This is a genomic window from Hoeflea sp. (assembly GCF_039975035.1).
Taxonomy (GTDB): Bacteria; Pseudomonadota; Alphaproteobacteria; order Rhizobiales; family Rhizobiaceae; genus Hoeflea.
Genome location: NZ_JBDWHW010000014.1, coordinates 1 through 21,489, shown reverse-complemented (window position 1 = coordinate 21,489; position 21,489 = coordinate 1). Strand labels below are relative to the sequence as shown.

The following is a 21,489-nucleotide window of genomic DNA, read 5'->3' as shown; positions in this document are numbered from 1 at the left end:
GTGGCGGGCTCGACCTGAAGACCGCGTGGGAAGCGATTGCCGCCAGCTCCGGCTCGAGTTTCGTGCACGAGACCGAGGGACAGCTTATTCTCAACGGCAGTTACGATGTGGCCTTCAACATGGATCTGGCGCTGAAGGATCTAGGTTTTGCGATGAATTTCGGACGTGAATTCGGCGTGCCGATGGATCTGGCGGGACTGACCAACCAGACCTTCGTGCGCGGCAAGGCGGCCTATGGCGGGGAAGCGCAGTCGACCCAGATCGTCAAGCTGCTGGAGGATGTGCTCGAGACTAATCTGCGCGCGCCGGGCTTTCCGGCAAGACTTGAATAGGCAAATTTGAAACTCACATCTTCCGGAACGTGTTGCCGACATGATGTCGATCAATACTGTTGGTCGCCACGTGTTGCATCATGTGCTGGCTGTTTCAGGTGTCCGGAGATGTCATGTTCAAGAATGCTGTCCAACTTTTCGAGATATTCGGCTTCAAGCTCAAGGTTGATCCGAGCTGGCTGCTGATTGCCGCGCTGATCGTCTGGAGCCTGTCGACGTCGTATTTTCCGGACGTGCTGCCGGGGCAGTCAGCCACGCTTTACACAGTCCTTGGCATCATCGCGATGCTCGGCATGTTCGCCTCGCTGATCCTGCATGAGTTGTCGCACTCGCTGGTGGCGCGGTCCTACGGTCTGAAGGTCGGCGGGATCACGCTGTTCATCTTTGGCGGTGTCGCGGAACTTGAGGAAGAACCGCACGATCCGAAGTCCGAATTCCAGATCGCCATCGCCGGTCCGCTGATGAGCCTGTTCCTGGCCGCGCTGTTTTATGGCCTGTCAAACCTGACGGCCAGCGGTGCCGGAATCGGCCTGACAGCAGCGGTGTTCGGCTATCTGGCGCTGATCAATCTGGTGCTGGCGGTGTTTAACCTGATTCCGGCATTTCCGCTGGACGGTGGCCGGGTTCTCAGGGCTCTGATCTGGGGCGTAACCAGGGATTTGCTTCGGGCCACACGCATTTCCAGCCGCATCGGCTCGGCCTTTGGGCTTTTCCTGATGCTGACCGGAGCCTTTGCGGTTTTCGCCGGTGGCGGAATTGGCGGTTTCTGGCAGATCCTGATCGGCTTCTTCATCCTCAATGCGTCCAACGGCAGCTATCAGAATCTGCTGGTCAAGACGGCATTGCGTGGCAAGACGGCTGAAAGCCTGATGAGCGAACGGATTCATACCGTCGACGCTGAGGCATCGATTGCGGATCTGGTTGACGATGTCATGCTGCGCCATGGTGTGAGCTTCGTTCCTGTTGTGTCGGACGAGCGGTTGCTGGGCTATGTCGATACAGCCGCGGCGCGCTCGATCACCAGACAGGACTGGGCGGGACGGCGTGTTTCCGAGATCATGGTGGCTTCGGGACCGGACACCACGGTTCTGCCAACCACTCCGCTCAACGAAGTGTTTAGGCTTCTGGCGGCCCATCCACGCCGCAAGCTCATGGTCGCTCAAGGGGACCGGCTGCTGGGCGTGATCTCGCTGTCCGACCTGATGCATCATCTGGCGCTCGAGCAGGAGATAGGCCTTCCACGGAAGGCGGATGTCTGATTGGTTGCGGAGGCTGTTTGCCCCAGCAACTCAACGTCACAGGTGGCTTCAGCCGATGGCGGCGAGCAGCCGGTCGCGATGACGGATGAGCGCGGTAACGGCCTTTTCAGTGTCGAGCGAATGCATTGCGACAACGCCGATGCAGGCCTCGGCACCTGACCCGGACCGACCCGGGCGCGCCAGCGGCGCCGCAATGCCGATCGCGCCCTCCTGCAACTCGCCACGGGTCACGGCGTAGCCATCACGCCTTGCGTGTTGCAGCTCCAGGGAATCCCGGTTTTGCGATGGCCTCTGCATGGCGATGGCAATGCCGGCCGCGCCCTTCGAAACCGGATGCCGGGACCCGACCTTGTAGGACACCTTGAGCATGGGCAGTTCCGGCTCCGCAACCTCGATGACGGCGCATTCATCGGCGTGCGCGACGCACAGGAATGCGGTCGCGCCGCTGTCTTCGGCAAGCGCGCGCAAGACGGGCAGGGCTGCAGCGCGCAATTGCGGCTGATATTTCTCGCCCAAAGCGACAATGCCGCCGCCGAGGCGGATCCGACCTTCGCCGTCGCGGACCACAAGGAAATGCTCCTCGAGTGTCGCGACCAGCCGGTAGGCGATGGCCCGATGCACGCCGAGCGCCCGGGCGATCTCGGCAATCGACACGCCCGAGACCGAGCGGGAGACGATTTCCACTACCTGGATGCCGCGCGAGAGGGTCTGCAATGTGCTCATGAAAATCCCGTGAGAGGGGTTCGGATTGACGATCAGTTGCTTCGGTATTACAAATATAGAACATACTGTGCGTTATTAGTAAATCTATAAGATGGGTTCAGTTCGGATAGGAGTGGTGCCGATGACGGAAGAGAAGGCTCAGGGTTGCCCCACGCATGCCGGCGCGAGCGGCTGTCCGGTTTCACCGCAGGCCGCGGCATTCGATCCGTTTGCCGCAAGCTATCTGGCCAACCCGGCCGACGCCCTGAAATGGTCGCGCGAGCAGGAGCCGGTGTTTTACAGCCCGCAGCTGGGTTACTGGGTCGTCACCCGGTATGAGGACGTCAAGGCGGTGTTCCGCGACAACATCACCTTCTCGCCGTCGATTGCACTGGAGCGCGTGGTGCCGCCGAGCGCGGAAGCAGTCGCGACGCTCAAACGCTACAATTACGCCATGAACCGCACCCTGGTGAACGAGGACGAACCGGCACACATGGAGCGCCGCCGGGCGCTGATGGATCATTTCCTGCCTGCCAATCTGGCCGGGAAGGAAGCGATGATCCGCACCCTGACACGCGAGAAGGTCGACGGGTTCATCGACAGCGGCCGGGTTGATCTGGTCGAGGCGATGCTGTGGGAAATTCCGCTGACGGTGGCGCTGCACTTTCTCGGCGTGCCCAAGGAAGACATGGACACTCTCAAGGAGTTCTCCGTTGCCCACACCGTCAACACCTGGGGCAAGCCGACGCCGGAACAGCAAGTCAAGGTTGCCGATTCCGTCGGCCGGTTCTGGCAGTTTGCCGGGCAGGTACTCGACAAGATGCGCACCGAGCCCGATGGCACGGGCTGGATGCATTACGCCATTCGCAAGAATGCCGAAGTTCCCGACATCGTCACCGATTCCTATCTGCACTCGATGATGATGGCGATCATCGTCGCGGCACATGAAACCACGGCTCTGGCCAGCAGCAACGCGCTCAAGCTGTTGTTGTCCAATCGTCTGGTCTGGGACCGGATCTGCAAGGATCCCGCGCTTATCCCGAACGCGGTGGAGGAATGCCTGCGGCTGGAAGGCTCTGTCGTTGCCTGGCGGCGGCAGGCAACGCGGGACACCGAGATTGCCGGTGTTGCAATCCCCAAGGATGCCAAGCTGCTGATCGTCAGCGCGTCGGCCAATCATGACACGCGGCACTTCGAGAACGGTGACTTCCTCGATATCTACCGCGACAGCGCAAGCGAGCATTTGACCTTCGGCTATGGCAGCCACCAGTGCATGGGCAAGAATTTCGCCCGGCTGGAGATGCGCATCTTTATCGAGGAACTGAGCCGGCGGTTGCCGCATATGCGACTGGTCGAAGATCAGCAGTTCAGCTATCTGCCGAGCCTGGCGTTTCGCGGACCGGACAAGCTTCTGGTTGAATGGGACGCGACACAAAATCCGGAGCGGTCCGACCCATCGATCATCGGGCAGGCGGTTTCTTTTCCCGTCGGAGCTCCATCGAGCAAGGAGATCGCCCGCAGCGTACGGATTGCGGAAATCAGGGATGTGGCCACCGGCGTCAAGCTGTTGAGGCTTGAAGATCCCGATGGCCTGCCGCTTCCGGCCTGGACACCCGGCGCCCATATCGACCTCGTGCTGGGGGAGTTCACGCGCAAATACTCCTTGTGCGGCCATGCTTCTGATCAAGGCTACACGATTGCCGTTCTCCGCGAGGATGATGGCCGCGGCGGTTCCCGGTTCATCCATGAACAGTTGAGCGCCGGGATGCTGGTGCGAATACGGGGCCCGAAGAACTATTTCCGGCTTGAGGAACAGGCGGACCGGCACATCCTCATTGCCGGAGGGATCGGCATCACACCGATCGTGGCGATGGCGGACCGGCTCAAGGCGCTGGGGTGTGATTACGTGGTGCATTATTGCGGCCGCCGCCGCGATGCCATGGCCTTTGCTGATCGTCTCGCTGGCGATCACGGTGACCGGCTCGTCCTGCATGTCTCGGCAGAGGGCAGCCGCGCCGATCCGGCGCAGATCGTGGGGGACTGGACTGAAGGCATGCGGGTCCACGCCTGTGGTCCGCAGAGCCTGCTTGATGACCTGTCGGGCCTTTGTGAACGGATGCCGGAAGGCGCGTTCAAATGCGAGGCATTCAACGCCGATACCGCGGGTGGTGCCCATGCTGACGACACCGCATTCGAGGTTGAGCTGGAGGATTCGGACCTGACGCTGACGGTGGCTGCCGGACACACCCTGCTCGAAACCGTGCGCGCGGCGGGAATTGATGTGCCCAGCGATTGCGAGGAGGGGCTTTGCGGCAGTTGCGAGGTCGGAGTGCTTGAAGGCGCAATCGATCATCGCGACAAGGTCTTGTCTTCAGCCGAGAAGGCCCAAGGCGAACGGATGATGGCCTGTTGTTCACGCGCTGCCGGCGCAAAGCTGCGGTTGGCGCTGTAATTCGTCTTGCGCGCGATAATGTGTTGACCGGAAGATTGCTTGCCCGTCGGACGGATCCACGCCTTAGTTGATCGTTTTGCCTTGCGCGGCTATCAGGTGGGGGACGACTGAACCTGGCCAGATCGGCAGACGGACCGGTTAATGCCCAAATTGCTCATTGTTACCGATGCCTGGCGTCCGCAGATCAATGGAGTGGTGCGCTCAATCGAGAACCTTGTCCGCGACCTCGAGCCGCTCGGGGTCGAGGTCGATGTTCTTTCTCCGGCCGAATTCCGCACCGTGCCCTTGCCGGGCTATCCCGAGATAAGGCTGGCGCTGGCAACGCCCTGGAGGGTGTCGCGCCGCATCGCGGACTCAAACCCTGACTTTATCCAGATCGCGACGGAAGGCCCTCTGGGTCTGCTGGCACGCCGGGCAGCGCTCAAACGCAACGGCTTCACCACGAGTTATCACACCCGCTTTCCCGAATATGTCTCGGCACGTTACCCGATCCCGGAACGCTGGCTCTATGGGTTCATGCGCTGGTTCCACAATGCCGGACGCGGTTGCTTTGTGGTGACGGAGAGCCTGCGCTGCGAGCTTGAGACGAAGGGGTTTCGCAATCTTCACATCTGGTCACGTGGGGTCGATACGGGGCTGTACCGCCCGGGCTATCCCGCGCCACTGGATCTGCGCAGGCCGGTGTTCCTGCATGTGGGCCGGATAGCGGTGGAGAAGAATGTCGAGACCTTCCTTGCCATGGACCTGCCCGGCAGCAAGCTGGTGGTTGGCGACGGACCGATGCTCGAGGAGTTCCGGACGCGCTATCCCGAAGTCACGTTCACCGGCGCCAAGTCCGGGGCTGAGCTGGCGGCGCTCTATGCCATGGGCGACGTCTTCGTGTTTCCCTCGCTGACAGACACTTTCGGTCTGGTGTTGCTTGAGGCCCTGGCGTCCGGGGTACCGTTCGCGGCTTATCCGGTCAGCGGTCCCTTGGACATTCTGGGTGACAGCGGTGCGGGCGTTGTGGATCAGGACCTGCGCAAGGCAACCCTCGCCTGTCTTGATGTCTCCAAGGACATTGCCCGTGCCCGCGCCATGGATTTTTCCTGGTCAGCCTGTGCCCGGCAGTTCATGGACGCGACCTACCAGAGTTATGGTGTGAACCAGGCCGGCTGATCCCGGAGACGGGTGATATGCTGCAAGCGATCGGGGGAGCCGGCAAGGCCGGCTTTCATAAAACCGTCATCCCTTTGTCATGCTGCTGCAATCGTGCCCATGCGACATCACCGGAATTCAAACCCGGGAGATTGCCTCATGTCGCGACTGCTCAGTTTCACCTCCGTCCTTGCCTTGATTGCCGCTTCGGCAAGCGCTGCGGATTTGAACTTCAACCGTATCTCTTCCTTCGCCACGCCGGCAAATATGGCGGCAGGTGAAGATCAGAGTCGCGAGAGTTCATCAGAAATCATCGCCGCGACGGAGGACGGCATGCGTCTTGTCTATACCGACAGTCCGCTGGGTGTTGTTGGTCTCATTGACATTTCGGACGCTGCCCATCCCAAGCCGCTGGGGTTTGTCGAAATGGACGGCGAACCGACATCGACGACGGTCATCGGCACCAACGCATTCGTCGCCGTCAACACATCCAAGGATTATGTCACTGTCGGCGGCAAGCTGGTAACCGTCGATATCGACAGCAAAGCCGTGGTTGCCGAGTGCGAACTCGGCGGCCAGCCGGATTCAATCGCCAAGGCCAAGGATGGTTCGTTCCTGGTGATCGCTATCGAGAATGAACGCGACGAAGACCTCGATGACGGCGTCCTACCGCAAATGCCGGCCGGGCAACTGGCAATGATCGACGTCAAGGACGGCGCTGCCGATTGCGGCAGTCTGCGGTTCACCGACGTGACCGGCCTTGCCGAAATCGCACCAGAAGATCCCGAGCCGGAATTCGTCGATATCAATGACCTGGGCGAAACCGTCCTGACATTGCAGGAAAACAACCACCTCGTGGTGATCGGCCGCGATGGCAAGGTAATCTCGCATTTCTCCGCAGGTGCGGTGACGCTGGAAAATGTCGACCTTACCGACGAACGCGCAGCACTTCTGTTCACCGGGACACAGGCTGATCGCAAGCGCGAGCCGGATGCGGTGAAGTGGATCGACGATGAACACTTCGCGATTGCCAATGAAGGCGACTATGAAGGCGGATCGCGCGGCTGGACCATCTTCAACAAGGACGGCACCGTGGTCTACGATTCGGGCGTGTCCTTCGAATATGCGATCATTGAAGCCGGGCATTACCCGGACAAGCGTTCCGACGCCAAAGGTGTTGAGCCTGAATCGATCGAGGTCGGCACGTTCAATGGCGTGCCCTATGTCTTTGTCGGCGCCGAGCGCGCTTCGGTGATCGGCGTTTATGACGTGAGCGATTTGGCAAATCCGGTTCTCAAGCAAATTCTGCCGTCGGGCATTGCGCCTGAAGGCATTGTGGCGGTGCCGTCGCGCAATCTGATGGTGACAGCCAATGAGGCCGACCTGATCGAAGACGGCGGCGTGCGCAGCCATGTGATGGTCTATGAGCAGCAGGATGCGCCTGCCGCCTATCCGCAGATCACCTCGCAAGGCGCCGACAGCCTGATCGGTTGGGGTGCACTGTCAGGTCTCGCCTCCGATCCTGAAAAGGCCGGAACACTTTATGCAATCAATGACAGTTTCTACGGCTATCAGCCACGAATCTTCACCATCGATGCGAGCCAGTCCCCGGCGCGCATCACCTCTGCACTCGACATCACCCGCGGCGGTGCTCCGGCCCAGAAGCTCGATATCGAAGGCGTTACGCTGGATGGCAAGGGTGGCTTCTGGCTGGCGTCGGAAGGTCGCACCGACAAGCTGATCCCGCATGCGCTTTACAACGTCAACGCCAAGGGGGTGATCAAGAAGGAAATCGGTATTCCTGCCGAATTGCAGGCACAGGAAATTCGCTTCGGCTTCGAAGGCATTGCCCGCGATGGCGACGTGCTGTGGATGCCGGTACAACGGTCCTGGAAGGATGACGCCAAGGGTGAAGTCAAGCTTGTTGCCTACAATGTCGAGAGCGAGGAATGGGGCGCAGTGCGCTACAAGCTCGATGACCCTGCAGGCAAGGGCTGGGTTGGTCTGTCCGACATCGAGATCCATGACGGCTACGCATACATCATCGAGCGCGACAACCAGATCGGCGAGTTGGCGGCAATCAAGAAGATCTATCGCGTGGCGATGAGCCAGATGGTGCCTGCGGCGCTTGGCGGCGAACTCCCGCTGGTTGCCAAGGAAGAGGTTCGCGACCTGTTGCCCGACCTCAAGGCACTCAACGGTTATGTGGTCGACAAGGTTGAAGGTCTGGCCATCGACGCTGATGGCGGGGCCTATGTGGTCACCGACAATGATGGTGTTGACGACAGCTCGGGCGAAACCCTGTTCTTCACGATTGGCGGGATCGCTTCGGTTTCCAACTGACACCGAGACAGTTTGGCACAGCAGCGCCGGGCAGTTTGATCAATTGGACGGCGCTGTTACGCTTCCGGATTGCTGCGCCATATCCTGGACAAGGTCCGATTCAGGGTGTTGCGCAGGACAGCGGCCGGGCGGGGTTTTCCCTGCCCGGCTGTTTGCGTTGCGGCGAAGCGGAGAGCGGGCGATTTTGCTTCACGGGCTCGGCAGGGTCACGGATTTGCGCCATTGCGACAGAAACCGCGCCCGCTTGGCACGGTCAAGCGAGACCAGGAGCGCCGGCGACAGAGGGATGGGTCTGAGAGCCGGCGCTTCACCTCCGCCCAGCCGCGCCAGGGCATCTGGCCCGCTGAGCGGAGTGAGCAGGCGGGTCTCGCCATCCAGAATTGCCCGCCCCGCCGGTGACAGCGCGAGTTCCAAAAAGGCGCGGGCGGCGCCGGCGTCACGGGCTTCGCGTGGAATATATCCTGCGCGCGCCAGCACCAGCGTATAGTCAGTGGGCAGGATAACGCCGATACGGGGATCTTTTTCCGCGCGTGACTGCGCATAGGATCCCAGCACATTGTAGCCGACATAGGCGCGCCCATCGGCGACCCGGTCGATGACCTCGGAGCTGCAGCAGAAGGTGGCGACGCTGTTGCGTCCGAAACCCTCGATCAACCGGCCCCAGGTGCTGGCTTCGGTTGAATCCTGAAAGGCGAAGAGGTAGCCGACGCCGGATTCCTCGATATCATAGGTGGCGATGCGCCCGCTGAGCCTGTCCGACTGGCGCATCATGTCGATCAGGTCAAAGCGGCTGCGCGGCGGACCATCGGCTGCAAAAGCCGCCTTGTTGTAGACCATGACCGCGGGTTCATAGGTCAGGCCGATCAGTTCTCCGCGCCATTGCGCCCAGTCGGGCAGGTTGGCGAGCACAGGGCTGCCAATCTCGCGGGCGCAGCCGCCATTGACCAGCCGGACCTGCTGGGCGATTGACGAGGAGATCACCAGATCGGCGAAGAAGCTCCGATCAGCGCAGGTGCGTGAGACGCTGGCGTCGAGACTGTTGGATGTGTCTTCGATATAGGTGACCGAAACGCCGGGATTGCTCTGCTGAAAGGCGGAAATCAGCGGTTGCATGAAATCAAGATCGGTGACGCTGGCGATAACAAGACTGCCGGACTGACTGCCCTGGGCCTCAAACCGGGTGGTGGTCTCGACCGCGCCGGCGAATGCGGTCAGGCCCCCGGTTGCGGCGATGAATGTTGCCAAAGCGATGGAAGTGCGGATCATGCGGTGTTGCCTTCGCCGGCGGATGCCGGAATGTGTGCGGCGAGCGGCAATGCGATACCGACCATGAAACCGTCACCGTTGTTGGTCCGGGTCTGGATGCAGCCCTGATGGAACTCGGCGACCTCCGCCACGATCGCCAGACCAAGTCCGGCGCTTTGCGGGTTGGAGGCGTCGTGGGCAAAGCGCTCGCCGATGCGTTGCAGCTGTCCCGGATTCATGCCGGCACCCTGGTCATGCGCGGCGATCAATGCCTTGCCGTCCGCGGTTATGCTGACGCGCAGAATGACTGGCGGTTTGCCATGCGCAAGCGCATTGGTGATCAGATTGCGCGCCGCCTCCCGCAGGCTGAAGCCATCTCCAACCACCATCACCGGGTCGGCTGGCAAATCAAGTTCTATTGCTTCCGCCCCACCGGTCCTTCGGGCCTCGCGTTCGGCCTCCACCGCCACACGCCTGAGATCGATGCGTTCCAGGGTGGCTGAATCGGCCCGGTGCGTGACAAGGGCGTGCGACAACAACTGATCCGTCAGGCGGCTGACCCCCAGCGCGCGGTCACGGATGCGCCGTTGCAGAGCCTTGAGCTTGCGCGGATCGTCTTCCTCCATGGCAAGTTCTGTCTGGGCCCTGAGCGCGGTGATCGGTGTGCGCATCTGATGGGCCGCATCGGCGACAAAGTCCTGCATGGCGCCGACACGCTTGTCTAGGCGCGCCATGAAACGGTTGATGGCAGCCACCAGCGCTTCAACCTCGCGCGGCGTGGACGTGGAAAAAGGTGTCAGATCCTTGGGGTTGCGGGCAAGAATGGCGCGTTCGATCCGGCGCAACGGACTGAGCGCCAGATGCATGGCAAGCAGCGCCAGCGCCAGCGTGACGGCGCCGGCGACCACCACGCCGATCACGGCGCGTGTGACGATTTCATGGGCGAGTTCGGAGCGCGCGCGCAGGGTTTGCGCCACGATCACGGTAATCGGGCCACGTACCGCGCGTTCCGCCAGGAAGCGCTGCATGCTTATGGCGCGCACCGCTTCGCCGGAAAATTCGGTGTCATAAAGCAAAGGCGCATCAGCGGTGCCGGCAGCATCGGGCAGCGGAAAACTCTCGTCACCGGTCAGCGTTTCGCCGCCGGGCCCGTCAATCCGGTAGAATATCCGGTCCTCGGACGCCAATGACAGCAAGCCGAAGGCTGACAGCGGAATGTCGATGACAGTTTCACCTTCCACGACGCTGATCCGTTCGGCGATCTGCAGGGCGGCCCCGGTCAGCAGGCGGTCGAACGCGCGGGTGGCAGCCGTCTGGCCATAGCTGAGTGCTGCCAATGCCGTTCCCGCGGCTGCAATGGTCAGCAGCAGCGTCAGCAGCAATGTCAGCCGCCCGGCGATGGAGCGGGAGCGGCCGGCCGCGGGATAGGGTAACGGGACGCTCAATTGGTGACCGTGTCCGGTTTGGCGACCTGCGCCTGATAGCCAAGGCCGCGCAGGGTCCTGATCTCCAACCCGGCGCCTGACAGTTTGCGGCGCAGCCGCCCGACATAGAGCTCGATGGCGTTCGGTCCGGCTTCGGCATCCATGCCGAACAGCCGCATGACCAGCTCATCCTTCTCCAGCACCCGGCCCTTGTTGATCAGGAATATCTCCAGCAACAATTGCTCGCGCGGAGTGAGTTGCAGGGTCTCCCCGCCGACAGTCGCCTGGCGGGTGGCCATGTCGAAATCCAGATTTCCGGCCGACAGCGTTGAGCCTGCTTCACCGGTTCGCCTGCGCACGATGGCCCGTACCCGGGCCTCCAGTTCACCCAGATCAAAAGGCTTGACCATGTAATCATCGGCACCGAAATCGAGCGCGCCGATCTTGTCATCCACGGCCAGGCGCGCGGTCAGCACCAGGACGGGAACCGTGTCCTTGCGCTGCCTGAGCCATTTGAGGAAGTCCAGTCCCGAACCGTCGGGCAGATTGATGTCGAGAATGACCAGATCGTAGGCGGATGCCGATGCAAAGTGTTTTGCGTCCTCCACCGTTGCCGCGCGGTCACAGGCGTGCCCGCCGCGTCCCAGCCGGTCGGTGATGGCTTCGGCGACGTCAATGGTGTCTTCGACGACCAGAAAATGCATGGGCAACCCCCCCGTCTCCGAACATCGAGCTGACAGCTGATTGACAGCTTCTTGCGCTAGCATAGCGACCATACCGCTTTTGAGGAAAGGCGGGTTGTTCATTGTGGAGGAAATCATGAAGAATTTTGTCACGCGGCTCGCCGCGACCGCTATTGCCGTTGTCTCCCTGGCAACGGCCGCCCACGCTTTCGATCCGGGGGCGACCGAGTGCATCGCACCGGCCAATCCCGGCGGCGGCTGGGATTTCACATGCCGTCAGGTCGGCAAGACGTTGCAGGACCTCAAGGTCGTTCCGGGTACCATGCAGGTCGTCAACATGGCTGGCGGCGGTGGCGGCGTGGCTTACGCCGAAGTCATCAACAAGCGCAATGATGCCAACAACCTGATCGTCGCCGCATCCTCGGCCACCTCAACGCGGCTGGCTCAGGGCGCTTTTCCGGGCAACACCATGGATCAGGTTCGCTGGGTAGCTTCGGTCGGCGCCGACTACGGCATTGTCGCCGTTGCAAAGGATTCGCCCGTCAACACGCTGCCCGAGCTGATGGAGATGATCAAGAAGGACCCGACTTCGGTTTCGATCGCCGGCGGTTCCGCTGTTGGCGGCTGGGATCACCTCAAGGTTCTGATCGCGGCCAAGAAGGCCGGAATAGACGATGTCCGCACCATCAAATATGTCGCCTTTGACGGCGGCGGCGAGGCGGTCACCCAGTTGTTGGGCGGCTCGGTGCAGGCCTTTACCGGCGATGCTTCGGAAGCCAAGGGTTTTGTCGATTCCGGTGACATCAAGGTCATCGCCGTGCTGGCGCCGGAACGGCTCGAAGGCGACTTCGCATCGTTCCCCACCGCCAGGGAGCAGGGCATCGATGTGATCGGAGCCAACTGGCGCGGATTTTACGCGCCCGGCGGCATGTCCGACGAGGCCTATGACTATTGGGTCGATGCCATCGGCAAGGTCTATGACAGCGCCGAATGGAAGGACATCATGGCCCAGAATGGTCTGGCTCCGCTCAATCTTCGCGGCGCCGAGTTCCAGGCCTTTGTTGCTGAATCAGTCGCATCGATCACCGACATCTCCAAGGAAATCGGGCTGATCCAGTAAGGCTCAGTGATTGTGTCTCCGCCCGTCTGACGGGCGGAGATTTTCCGCGTTCGGCATTGTTCGCCGAGGCTTAGAGGGGGAGGCCGCCATGAGCGACCGGATACTGGGAGGCCTGGGCCTTCTGTTGGCTGTATTTTTCATCTGGCAGGCGACGCTGATCAAGGAAAGCTTCATTTCCGATCCGGTCGGGCCGAAGATATTTCCGATCATCATCGGGGTTCTTGTCGGTCTCTCCAGTCTGGCGATCTTCTTCAAGCCTGACGACGAACCGGAATGGCCGGAATTCAGCCGGCTGTTCGAGGTGGGGCTGACCATCGCGGTCATGATCGCTTATGCCTATGCGCTTCCGATTGCCGGGTTTGTCGCTTCCACAGCCGTTGCTTCCGGCTATCTGTCCTGGCGGTTGGGGACACCGCCGGTCAAGGCCGTGATCGCCGGGATTGTTATCGCCACCGGCATTTATGTCGTTTTCCATCTCATTCTGGGTCTGTCGCTTGCGCGCGGCCCATGGGGATTTTGAGGTAGGGTCATGGATACTTTAAACGCACTTGCTGACGGTTTTTCCATCGCGCTGACGTTCCAGAACCTGGGCCTCGCGCTGATCGGCTGTTTTCTGGGCACCATCATTGGCGCGCTTCCGGGACTTGGCCCGTCCAACGGGGTTGCCATTCTCATTCCGCTTGCCTTCACGCTCGGGCTGCCGGCCACGCCGGCGCTGATCCTGCTCACCAGCGTCTATTACGGTGCAATGTATGGCGGTCGCATCTCGTCGATCCTGCTCAACATTCCAGGTGATGAACCGGCACTGATGACGACACTTGACGGGTACCCGATGGCCAAGAAGGGCATGGCGGGCGAAGCGCTGGCGTTGTCGGGCATTGCCTCGTTTGTTGGCGCATTCTTTGCCACATGGGGACTGGTGTTTCTGGCGCCGCAGTTGGTCAAGGTGGCGTTGCTGTTCGGCCCGGCCGAGTATTTCGCGCTGTTCGCGCTCGCCTTTGCCACACTTGGCGGCATATCCAGCCGCAACCAGGCCAAGGCCGCGCTTGCCGCCGGTCTCGGGCTTGGCATCGCGATGATCGGCGTTGACGGCCAGACCGGCGTTCCGCGGTTTTCGTTCGGCGAAGTCCATCTCTACGACGGTATCGATTTCCTTGTGGCTATTGTCGGCCTGTTCGCGCTGTCGGAAGTCTTCATCTTTCTCGAACATCGCGGAACCGCCAAAGCCACCGGCGATGCATCCGGCGTCAAGCTCGGACGGCTGACACCGCCCTGGTCGATGATCAAGCAGACCATACCCACCATGGGCCGGTCGACAGTGCTTGGTTTCATTGCCGGCGTTTTGCCGGGAGCGGGCGCTTCACTTGGGTCGTTCATTTCCTATTCGGTTGAAAAGCGGCTGGTCGACAAGGACAAGACCTTCGGCACCGGCGATCCACGTGGAGTGGCGGCGCCGGAAGCGGGAAACAACGCGGCAGCCGGCGGCGCGCTTGTGCCGATGCTGGCGCTGGGGGTGCCGGGCTCAGGCACGACCGCGGTTTTGCTGGCAATGCTGCTGGCGCTCAACATCACGCCCGGGCCATTGCTGTTCACCAACAATCCCGATGTGGTCTGGGGACTGATCGCTGCCCTGTTCATCGGCAATATCATGCTTCTGGTCATGAACATTCCGATGGTCAGCCTGTTCGTGCGGGTGCTGCTGGTGCCGCCACGTTATCTGATGCCTGCCGTGGCGATGATCTCGTTTGTCGGGATCTACGGAATTTCCGGTTCGACATTCGATCTGATGGTGATGGTGTTCTTTGGCGTGCTCGGCTGGCTTCTCAGGAAGCTCGACGTGCCGCTGGTGCCGGTGATCCTGGGCGTGCTTCTGGGCAACCAGATGGAAGCCAATCTCCGGCGAGCCATGACCATCTCGGATGGTGAATGGAGTGCGCTGCTTGCATCGCCGCTTTCCATCGGCCTGTGGCTGTTTGCCTTCTTCGGCTTCATCCTGCCGATTGTCGCCGGGCGCTTCTTCAGGCCTACCTATCCGCGGACAGACAGCGAAGCCGATCCGGATTGACACACGTCGAAGATGCGCTTCGCCAACGGGGTTGCCGAGGCGTGTCATCGGTCGCCGGATTCGGGCGGCATGCACCGAGACAACTTTTTTGAATGCCGTTGTCGGAAAACTGCTGACCGCTGGTACGCGAACTGCATTAGGCTCTGCACCGGTGGAGGTGATTCCTCGCGCGAAGTTCAAGGCTGGTTCGGAGTGGTGCAGGAGTTTTGGTGATGGTGAAGAGTTTCTGGCTGACCCCATTGTTCACGTTCGGGATTGCCGTACTGGGCGCCGGTGTCACGTTCCTTCTGCACTTCCCGGCGCCGTTTCTCACCGGACCGGCCATGGCGGTGACACTTGCAGGGTTGGCCGGAATCAGGACCGCGGCACTGCCGCAGCGGGGACGCGATGCGGTGTTTGTCATTCTCGGTCTGACAATCGGGCAGGGTGTCACGCCGGAGGTGTTCGATGCGATGCGCACCTGGCCGGTAACCCTTGTGTCGCTTGGGGCAAGCCTGTTTGCGATCATTTTCGTGACGCGGGCAGTGCTGGTGCGGTTCTGGTCAATGGATCAGACGACAGCCTTCCTGTCGTCGTCGCCGGGGCATCTGAGCTATGTTCTGGGTCTGACAGAGGGCGTGAAGGCGGATCTCCAGACAGTCAGCATCGTTCAGTCGATCCGCGTTCTGGCATTGACGCTCCTGGTTCCCATTGCGGTGACGCTGACCGGCCAAATACCCCCGAACGCAGCAACGGGTTCGGCTGAAACGGCACCAGGCCCATTGCTTGCCATGATCGTCATCGCGGCGATCGCAGGTTATCTGTTGCAGCGTCTTCGGCTTCCCGCTGCCTATCTGATTGGCGGAATGCTGGTCTCGGTTGTTGCCCATGCCTCCGGGCTGGTCAGCGGAGTGATGTGGTTCTGGCTGGCTGCCGCGGCCTATATTTCCCTTGGTGGACTGATCGGATCGAGGTTTTCAGGCATTACCTGGCCGGAACTGCGGCGGGCGTTCAGCGCCGGGGTCATGGTGACCTTGCTGGGCGTCGTTCTGGCTGGGGTGTTTGCCGTCCTTGCCCACTGGATCACCGGTATGGAGCTGATCGCCGTTCTGATCGCATTTGCGCCGGGAGGTCTTGAAACCATGGCTGCGATGTCGGTGATCCTCGGCATCGATCCGACCTTTGTGGCATCCCATCATGTGGCGCGATTGCTGATGCTGACGGTAATCGTGCCGGTTTTCCTGCTGCGGGGCCGGCGAGATTGATCCCGCTGGGTCGCTTTTTCCTGTTTACGCCATTTTATTGCAAGGCCATCTGCACTATGTGGGGGGTGTCCGAAATGACAATTTGCGGAGTCCGATGTGAGTGTTACCAAAGAAGATGTTCTGGCCAAGCTGAGATCGGTCAAGGGGCCTGATCTTGAAGGCAATATTGTTGATTTGGGGCTGGTCTCCGAGATTTTCATCGCCGATGCGAAGGTCTATTTTTCACTGACAGTTCCCGCCGCGCGAGCGCAGGAGCTCGAGCCGTTGCGTGAGGCAGCCGAGCGCGCCACAAAAACCATTCCGGGCGTCAACGGCGCCATGGTGGCGCTGACGGCGAGCCGTGAACCCGGCAGTGCGCCTGCGCCTTCACGGCAGCCGCCGCCGAAGCCGGCCCCTTCGCATGCGCACGGGCAACCCGGCCAGCCGCAAGGCCGGGCCAAGACCGGCGTGCCGGGAATATCGACGATCATCGCGGTTGCCTCGGGCAAGGGCGGTGTGGGCAAATCCACAACGGCGGTCAATCTGGCGCTCGGACTTCAGGCCACCGGCTTGAAGGTGGGTGTGCTTGACGCTGATATCTACGGGCCTTCGATGCCGCGGCTGTTGGGGATTTCCGGACGGCCGGAGCAGCTTGAGGGCCGGATGCTCAAGCCGATGGAGAATTATGGCCTGAAGGTCATGTCGATGGGGTTTCTCGTCGAGGAAGACACGCCGATGATCTGGCGCGGTCCGATGGTGATGTCGGCGCTCAACCAGATGCTGCGCGAAGTGGCCTGGGGTGAACTCGACGTGTTGGTTGTCGACATGCCGCCGGGCACAGGCGACGCCCAGCTGACAATGGCGCAAAACGTGCCGTTGGCCGGTGCTGTGATTGTCTCCACGCCGCAGGACCTGGCGCTGATTGATGCACGCAAGGGGCTCAACATGTTCAACAAGGTCAATGTTCCGGTGTTGGGCATTGTCGAGAACATGAGCTACTTCGTCTGCCCCGATTGCGGTGGTCAGCATGATATTTTCGGCCATGGTGGGGCGCGCGACGAAGCGACGCGGATTGGCGTGCCTTTCCTGGGCGAAGTGCCGCTGGCGATGCCGATCCGCGAGACCTCGGATGCGGGCTTGCCGGTTGTGGCCACGGCCCCCGACGGGCCGCACGCAAAGGTCTATCTGGAGATCGCCGCCAGGGTGCGCGCCCGTCTGGAAGAACTTTCCGGAGACGGTGCGCGAACCATGCCTGAGATCGTGTTCGAATAGGCTCTGGTCAGAGCTCTTTGCTCAGCATCGCGAAAAGCCCGAGCAAGCCCTGGTCGAGCGCATCGCTTTGCGGTTCGCTTTGCGATGAGGTGCAGGCAATGACCGTGCCCGTGTCCGGATCGCAATAGAGGAACTGACCATGAATGCCGGCGGCGAGAAACGCATTCGAGCCGCCGCCGACCTGGTACCAGTTGTTGCGGTAGCGGCCGGTCTTGAGAAAGTCGGCCTGGGTGCCCCGCGCCCAGACCTCTTCATCGCCGTTTTGCTGCATGTCATCGATCCAGCGCTGCGACACGATCCGGCGGCCGTTTACGGTTCCGCCGTTGAGCAGCATCTGGCCGATCGCCAGCAGGTCGTGCGGCCGGCAGGAGACGCCGCCGGCGGTGCGCGGCGCGCCGTGCGGGTCAACCGTGATGAAGGCGTCGGCGGATGCGCCAAGCGGCTTCCACAAGAGCCGGGAACAAAGGTCGGGGAAACGCTCCCCCGTCGCGCGCTCGAGCACGATCCCGAGCATGTCGGAGTTGGGAGAAAGATAATCGTGAATGCCGCCGTGCGGGTGTGAAGCTTTTTGCAGGCCGCACAGGAAGGACAGCATGCCTTCGTCCTTGCCGCCGCTGGATGGCGGATTCCACGACATGGCCCGCCGGTAGCGGGCATAGGCTTCCTGGGACAGATAGGATTCATCGAAATCGAGACTGACCCGCATATCCAGCAGATCCTGCACCGTCGCATCGGCATAGGCGCTGTCAGCAGTTTCGGGAACCAGCATGCCGACCGGGCCGGACGGATCGAGAATGCCCTGATCTTCAAGGATGCCGGCCACCAGCGCGGTGATCGATTTGGAAATCGAGAAGACAAGATGCGGATCTTCGCGGTCGACGCCGGGGGCATGCCATTCGCAGACAATCGACCCGTTTCGGGAGACAATGAAACTGTCAGTTTCACTCAGTGTCAGCAATTCATGGATGCTGGGACCTGCGTCCGATCGGACCGGGCGTGACAGAAGTTCGGGTTTGTCCACCGGCTCGGGGAGCGTTGCGCCATCGCCGGACCTGATTCGGGCGGAGCGCACCATCTCGACAACGTTGCGAAAAGACCAGAAGCTGTAAGGACGGGTGCGCCAGTTGGCGAGATCGATGCCCTCTCGCGGGAAACCGTTGATCGTTTCAAATTCGGTGACGCGCGCCATGATTTTCCTCATTTTGACCCCTTTCGGCGGGGCGCAATAAAAACTTGAATGAAAGGGTTTCCTTTTTCTGGAAGCATTCTAAACTAGGAAGCCTTCCGATTGGAAGCGCAGCCTGTGGACCGGAGCGATAAAATGCGGCTAACACGCCAAACCAATTATGCCGTACGGATACTGATGTATTGCGCAGCAAATGACGCGCCATTGAGCCGCATTGGCGACATCGCAAAGGCCTATTCGGTTTCCGAACTGTTCCTGTTCAAAATCCTGCAGCCTTTGACCAAATCCGGATTGATCCAATCTGTGCGTGGGCGCAATGGCGGTATCCGGCTCGGGCGGGCGGCGGGCAAGATTTCCCTGCTCGATGTGGTCAAGGTGACCGAAGACAATTTTGCCATGGCAGAGTGTTTTGAAAATGATGCGAGCGAATGCCCGCTGATTGATTCCTGCGCTTTGAACAGCGCGCTGAGAAAGGCTCTTGGAGCCTTTTTCGATGTGCTGTCGAGCTATTCGATCGAAGACCTGGTCACGGCTCGACCGTCGATCAACTTCCTGCTCGGCCTTGATGAGGACCAGCCGGCCGCGCCAGCGGCGTAAGTCAAAAACTTACAATTCCAAGCCGGTTTTCCGGCCCTCGTAAATAGCGTATGCCGCCTGTCGCGGAGCAGCACCGTCGCCGATTTCCCTGAAACCGACACCGCGTTGGCGCAGGGCAAGAGCGAGACTGTCCTCGGCCATGTTGGCGGTGGCGAAAACAAGCGTGTCGGCCAGGATTTCAGTCTTGCTGTCATCCAGGAATGACTGCACGGCAACAGATGTCCCGGACCAGTAGGTGATGGCGCTTTCAACGACAAATTTCACGCCCAGACCGGCCAGTGTCCGGCGCAGCGGGAAATCGGCTGCCGTGCGCTGCAGTTCCTTGCCGACAAGCGGATCCGGGGTAATGATGGTGACGTCATGGCCGTCCTCGGCAAGCTTCCAAGCCGTGCCGCATCCCTTCCAGTTGCCGCCCTCATCAAGCACGATAACGCGATGGCCAGGCCGTGCTTGCCGCGCCATGATGGCTTCGGCTGAATAGACATTGGCATTTTCAATGCCGTCCAGAGATTCGATGTGGGGAATGGCTTTCTGGAAGCCGGTGTCAGGCGGCAGCGATCCGGTTGCGACAATCACCTCGTCTGCCTGCTCGGCCACAACATCGTCTTCGTCCATATAGGCGTTGAGCCGTATCTCGACCCTGAGCATGGTCAATTGTCGCTCGTACCATTCGATCAGTTCGATGATTTGTCCTCGCCGGGGTTGCAGGCCGGCCAGGCGATATGCACCGCCCAAATGCGGTGAAGCTTCCGCCAGCACCACGCGGTGGCCACGTTCGGCGCTGACGCGAGCCGCCTCCAGCCCGGCTGGTCCTCCGCCAACAACCAGCACTGATCTGGCCTGTGCGGCGGGTGCAAACCGGTCACCGCCCCACTCGGCCTCGCGGCCGGTCGAGGGATTGACCACACAGGAAATCCAGTAGTCTCTCGAGCGGCGGCCCCAGCACATCTGGTTGCAGGACAGGCAGCCCCGGATGTCTTCTGCCCGCCCCTGGTGCGCTTTGTTGGCAAGATGCGGGTCGGCAATCTGCCCCCGTACGATCGAGACCAGGTCTGCCTGTCCTTCGCCAAGCACGGTTTCGGCGTTGTCAGGTGTGCGGATATGGCTTTCCGCGGTCACCAGCGCATGCTTGACCACCCCCTTGAGCGTGGCAGCCAGATCTGCACCGAGCTTCTCCGGATAGATAAATGTCGGCATCAGCTTGTAGAAATCGAAATAGCTGCCCGTGCCGCAGGTGACATAATCGATCATCTGTTCCCGGTCATGGCGCTCGATGATCTCGCTGATGGCCTCGCGCTGCAGGGCGACCTCGAAATCCGGCTCGTCGTTGACCGCCAGCCCGATGATGAAATCATCGCCGCAGGCCTTGCGGATACGGGTGATGATCTCGCGGGAAAAGCGGGTCCGGTTCTCCAGGCTGCCGCCCCATTTGTCGTCACGCTTGTTGGACCACGGTGTCCAGAACTGATCGACAAGACCGTGATAGGCGGCCCAGACTTCAACACCATCGAAACCGGCGTCGCGGCACCGCCGTGCGGCTTCGACGAAGCCGGTGATGGTTTCCTCGATCTCTGCCTCGCTCATGGCATGGGAGCCGTCGCTGTCGTGGTAGCTCGGCATGCCTGAGGGTGACCATGCCGGGTGAAAGGCGTTGTCCTGATCGCCGTGGCTGCCGACATGATAAAGCTGCTGGATGGCAACCGCGCCGTTTGTCTTGATCGCTTCTGTAACCTTGCGGAAGTGCGGGATCACGGCGTCGTCGCTGTGACGAAAATTGCCACGCGTCAGAACCGCCGCCTGGTGAACCGGCATCGGTTCGACCACAATCATTGCGGCACCGCCCATGGCTCGCTCCGCATAGTAGGCGGCGTGGCGTTCGGTCGGCAGCCCCTCGACAGCCATGTTTGTGGTGTGGGCGCCAAAAACAAGACGGTTGCGCAAGGTGTGGCTACGCAGGTCAATGGGCGAGAACAATTTGTTGAAGCTGCGCGCGGTCATCAATCTCGCCTCCCATGATTTCTGCCGAGATGAACATGCTAGCACGCGGTGCGTCCAGCACTGTATTGGTTGCGAAAGGCGATGGCTTCATTGCGAAACCGTCTGCGGCGTTCGAACCCGCCTGCATCATATTTCGCTTCGCTGGGCTTGTACGCGAAAGCTCGCTAATTTAAACGATTAGAAACCCTCAATCATGCCGTTGGTGCGCATGTCCGAAGTGGAGCAAACGGTGAATAAGACAGCATCCGGGGACTGGTGGCGCGGTTGCGTGATCTATCAGGTCTATCCGCGGTCCTATCAGGATACGTCGGGCGACGGCATTGGCGATATTGCCGGCATCATCCGGCGGCTCGATCATATCGCCTCGCTGGGTGTCGATGCGATCTGGTTGTCGCCGTTCTTCCGCTCGCCGATGGCGGACTTCGGCTATGACGTGTCGGATTATTGCGAT

General features: G+C 60.9%; 18 protein-coding genes. 12 read left to right on the top strand and 6 right to left on the bottom strand.

From position 1 onward, the window contains the following. Both ABJN75_RS01235 and ABJN75_RS01230 read left to right on the top strand, forming a co-directional pair. Nucleotides 1-332: NAD-binding protein (locus ABJN75_RS01235; RefSeq protein ID WP_348436062.1), on the top strand; the 332-nt coding region annotated here is incomplete at its 5' end. Nucleotides 333-445: 113 nt separating this feature from the next. Then, on the top strand, nucleotides 446-1,591 hold the full coding sequence (locus tag ABJN75_RS01230; protein WP_348436060.1) for a site-2 protease family protein: 1,146 nt from the start codon (nucleotides 446-448) through the stop codon (nucleotides 1,589-1,591). Between the two features lie 48 nt (nucleotides 1,592-1,639). On the opposite strand, the gene ABJN75_RS01225 is transcribed toward ABJN75_RS01230, so the two are convergent. Beyond that, the gene (locus tag ABJN75_RS01225) at nucleotides 1,640-2,314 is read right to left on the bottom strand and encodes a helix-turn-helix domain-containing protein (RefSeq protein ID WP_348436058.1); all 675 of its coding nucleotides are present in this window, start codon (nucleotides 2,312-2,314) and stop codon (nucleotides 1,640-1,642) included. Nucleotides 2,315-2,435: 121 nt separating this feature from the next. Here ABJN75_RS01225 and ABJN75_RS01220 point away from each other — a divergent pair, with 121 nt between their 5' ends. The 3 genes from ABJN75_RS01220 (at nucleotide 2,436) to ABJN75_RS01210 (ending at nucleotide 8,225) form a co-directional block, all read left to right on the top strand. Next, nucleotides 2,436-4,745, top strand: coding sequence for a cytochrome P450/oxidoreductase (locus tag ABJN75_RS01220; RefSeq protein WP_348436056.1), 2,310 nt, complete (start codon nucleotides 2,436-2,438; stop codon nucleotides 4,743-4,745). A gap of 141 nt (nucleotides 4,746-4,886) precedes the next feature. After that, a complete protein-coding gene (locus ABJN75_RS01215) occupies nucleotides 4,887-5,903 on the top strand; it encodes a glycosyltransferase family 1 protein (RefSeq protein WP_348436054.1) in 1,017 nt (338 codons plus the stop codon). Nucleotides 5,904-6,041: 138 nt separating this feature from the next. After that, the gene (locus ABJN75_RS01210; protein ID WP_348436052.1) at nucleotides 6,042-8,225 is read left to right on the top strand and encodes an esterase-like activity of phytase family protein; all 2,184 of its coding nucleotides are present in this window, start codon (nucleotides 6,042-6,044) and stop codon (nucleotides 8,223-8,225) included. 189 nt (nucleotides 8,226-8,414) lie between these two features. Here ABJN75_RS01210 and ABJN75_RS01205 read toward each other — a convergent pair whose 3' ends face one another. The 3 genes from ABJN75_RS01205 to ABJN75_RS01195 are packed head-to-tail and all read right to left on the bottom strand — an operon-like array spanning nucleotide 8,415 to nucleotide 11,598. After that, the gene (locus ABJN75_RS01205) at nucleotides 8,415-9,491 is read right to left on the bottom strand and encodes an ABC transporter substrate-binding protein (RefSeq protein ID WP_348436050.1); all 1,077 of its coding nucleotides are present in this window, start codon (nucleotides 9,489-9,491) and stop codon (nucleotides 8,415-8,417) included. Then, complete coding sequence (locus ABJN75_RS01200; protein WP_348436048.1) at nucleotides 9,488-10,915, bottom strand: sensor histidine kinase; 1,428 nt, start codon at nucleotides 10,913-10,915, stop codon at nucleotides 9,488-9,490. Before ABJN75_RS01200 ends, ABJN75_RS01205 begins: the two co-directional genes overlap by 4 nt. Further along, nucleotides 10,912-11,598: a response regulator transcription factor gene (locus ABJN75_RS01195; RefSeq protein WP_348436046.1), complete on the bottom strand. Its 687-nt coding sequence runs from the start codon at nucleotides 11,596-11,598 to the stop codon at nucleotides 10,912-10,914. The genes ABJN75_RS01200 and ABJN75_RS01195 overlap by 4 nt, the downstream gene beginning before the upstream one ends. A 115-nt stretch (nucleotides 11,599-11,713) precedes the next feature. Between ABJN75_RS01195 and ABJN75_RS01190 the strand changes: the two genes are divergently transcribed. The 5 genes from ABJN75_RS01190 (at nucleotide 11,714) to ABJN75_RS01170 (ending at nucleotide 17,257) form a co-directional block, all read left to right on the top strand. Next, nucleotides 11,714-12,697 carry a tripartite tricarboxylate transporter substrate-binding protein gene (locus ABJN75_RS01190; RefSeq protein ID WP_348436044.1) on the top strand — a complete coding sequence of 328 codons (984 nt, stop codon included), beginning with the start codon at nucleotides 11,714-11,716 and terminating at the stop codon, nucleotides 12,695-12,697. A gap of 88 nt (nucleotides 12,698-12,785) precedes the next feature. Continuing rightward, nucleotides 12,786-13,217: a tripartite tricarboxylate transporter TctB family protein gene (locus ABJN75_RS01185; protein ID WP_348436042.1), complete on the top strand. Its 432-nt coding sequence runs from the start codon at nucleotides 12,786-12,788 to the stop codon at nucleotides 13,215-13,217. Between the two features lie 9 nt (nucleotides 13,218-13,226). Beyond that, on the top strand, nucleotides 13,227-14,762 hold the full coding sequence (locus tag ABJN75_RS01180; RefSeq protein ID WP_348436040.1) for a tripartite tricarboxylate transporter permease: 1,536 nt from the start codon (nucleotides 13,227-13,229) through the stop codon (nucleotides 14,760-14,762). 212 nt (nucleotides 14,763-14,974) lie between these two features. After that, nucleotides 14,975-16,006 (top strand): AbrB family transcriptional regulator, encoded by a 1,032-nt coding sequence (locus tag ABJN75_RS01175; RefSeq protein WP_348436038.1) that lies wholly within the window; start codon nucleotides 14,975-14,977, stop codon nucleotides 16,004-16,006. 96 nt (nucleotides 16,007-16,102) lie between these two features. Beyond that, complete coding sequence (locus tag ABJN75_RS01170) at nucleotides 16,103-17,257, top strand: Mrp/NBP35 family ATP-binding protein (RefSeq protein ID WP_348436036.1); 1,155 nt, start codon at nucleotides 16,103-16,105, stop codon at nucleotides 17,255-17,257. A gap of 7 nt (nucleotides 17,258-17,264) precedes the next feature. Here ABJN75_RS01170 and ABJN75_RS01165 read toward each other — a convergent pair whose 3' ends face one another. Beyond that, entirely contained in the window at nucleotides 17,265-18,446 is a 1,182-nt protein-coding gene (locus ABJN75_RS01165) for a serine hydrolase (protein WP_348436034.1), read from the bottom strand. Nucleotides 18,447-18,578: 132 nt separating this feature from the next. Between ABJN75_RS01165 and rirA the strand changes: the two genes are divergently transcribed. Beyond that, a complete protein-coding gene (gene rirA / locus ABJN75_RS01160) occupies nucleotides 18,579-19,040 on the top strand; it encodes an iron-responsive transcriptional regulator RirA (RefSeq protein ID WP_348436032.1) in 462 nt (153 codons plus the stop codon). 9 nt (nucleotides 19,041-19,049) lie between these two features. On the opposite strand, the gene ABJN75_RS01155 is transcribed toward rirA, so the two are convergent. Then, nucleotides 19,050-21,038, bottom strand: a complete 1,989-nt coding sequence (locus ABJN75_RS01155; RefSeq protein ID WP_348436030.1) for an FAD-dependent oxidoreductase — start codon at nucleotides 21,036-21,038, stop codon at nucleotides 19,050-19,052. A 208-nt stretch (nucleotides 21,039-21,246) separates the two neighbouring features. Here ABJN75_RS01155 and ABJN75_RS01150 point away from each other — a divergent pair. Beyond that, nucleotides 21,247-21,489, top strand: a 243-nt coding sequence (locus tag ABJN75_RS01150) for an alpha-amylase family glycosyl hydrolase (protein WP_348436064.1), incomplete at its 3' end; no start/stop codon positions are given.

Excerpts from the sequence above, each read along its gene's own strand:
- ABJN75_RS01195 (WP_348436046.1), bottom strand. The coding sequence starts at position 11,598 with ATGCATTTTCTGGTCGTCGAAGACACCATTGACGTCGCCGAAGCCATC.
- ABJN75_RS01230 (WP_348436060.1), top strand. The coding sequence starts at position 446 with ATGTTCAAGAATGCTGTCCAACTTTTCGAGATATTCGGCTTCAAGCTC.
- ABJN75_RS01220 (WP_348436056.1), top strand. The coding sequence starts at position 2,436 with ATGACGGAAGAGAAGGCTCAGGGTTGCCCCACGCATGCCGGCGCGAGC.
- rirA (WP_348436032.1), top strand. The coding sequence starts at position 18,579 with ATGCGGCTAACACGCCAAACCAATTATGCCGTACGGATACTGATGTAT.
- ABJN75_RS01190 (WP_348436044.1), top strand. The coding sequence starts at position 11,714 with ATGAAGAATTTTGTCACGCGGCTCGCCGCGACCGCTATTGCCGTTGTC.
- ABJN75_RS01210 (WP_348436052.1), top strand. The coding sequence starts at position 6,042 with ATGTCGCGACTGCTCAGTTTCACCTCCGTCCTTGCCTTGATTGCCGCT.
- ABJN75_RS01155 (WP_348436030.1), bottom strand. The coding sequence starts at position 21,038 with ATGACCGCGCGCAGCTTCAACAAATTGTTCTCGCCCATTGACCTGCGT.
- ABJN75_RS01175 (WP_348436038.1), top strand. The coding sequence starts at position 14,975 with ATGGTGAAGAGTTTCTGGCTGACCCCATTGTTCACGTTCGGGATTGCC.
- ABJN75_RS01225 (WP_348436058.1), bottom strand. The coding sequence starts at position 2,314 with ATGAGCACATTGCAGACCCTCTCGCGCGGCATCCAGGTAGTGGAAATC.
- ABJN75_RS01165 (WP_348436034.1), bottom strand. The coding sequence starts at position 18,446 with ATGGCGCGCGTCACCGAATTTGAAACGATCAACGGTTTCCCGCGAGAG.
- ABJN75_RS01185 (WP_348436042.1), top strand. The coding sequence starts at position 12,786 with ATGAGCGACCGGATACTGGGAGGCCTGGGCCTTCTGTTGGCTGTATTT.
- ABJN75_RS01205 (WP_348436050.1), bottom strand. The coding sequence starts at position 9,491 with ATGATCCGCACTTCCATCGCTTTGGCAACATTCATCGCCGCAACCGGG.
- ABJN75_RS01180 (WP_348436040.1), top strand. The coding sequence starts at position 13,227 with ATGGATACTTTAAACGCACTTGCTGACGGTTTTTCCATCGCGCTGACG.
- ABJN75_RS01215 (WP_348436054.1), top strand. The coding sequence starts at position 4,887 with ATGCCCAAATTGCTCATTGTTACCGATGCCTGGCGTCCGCAGATCAAT.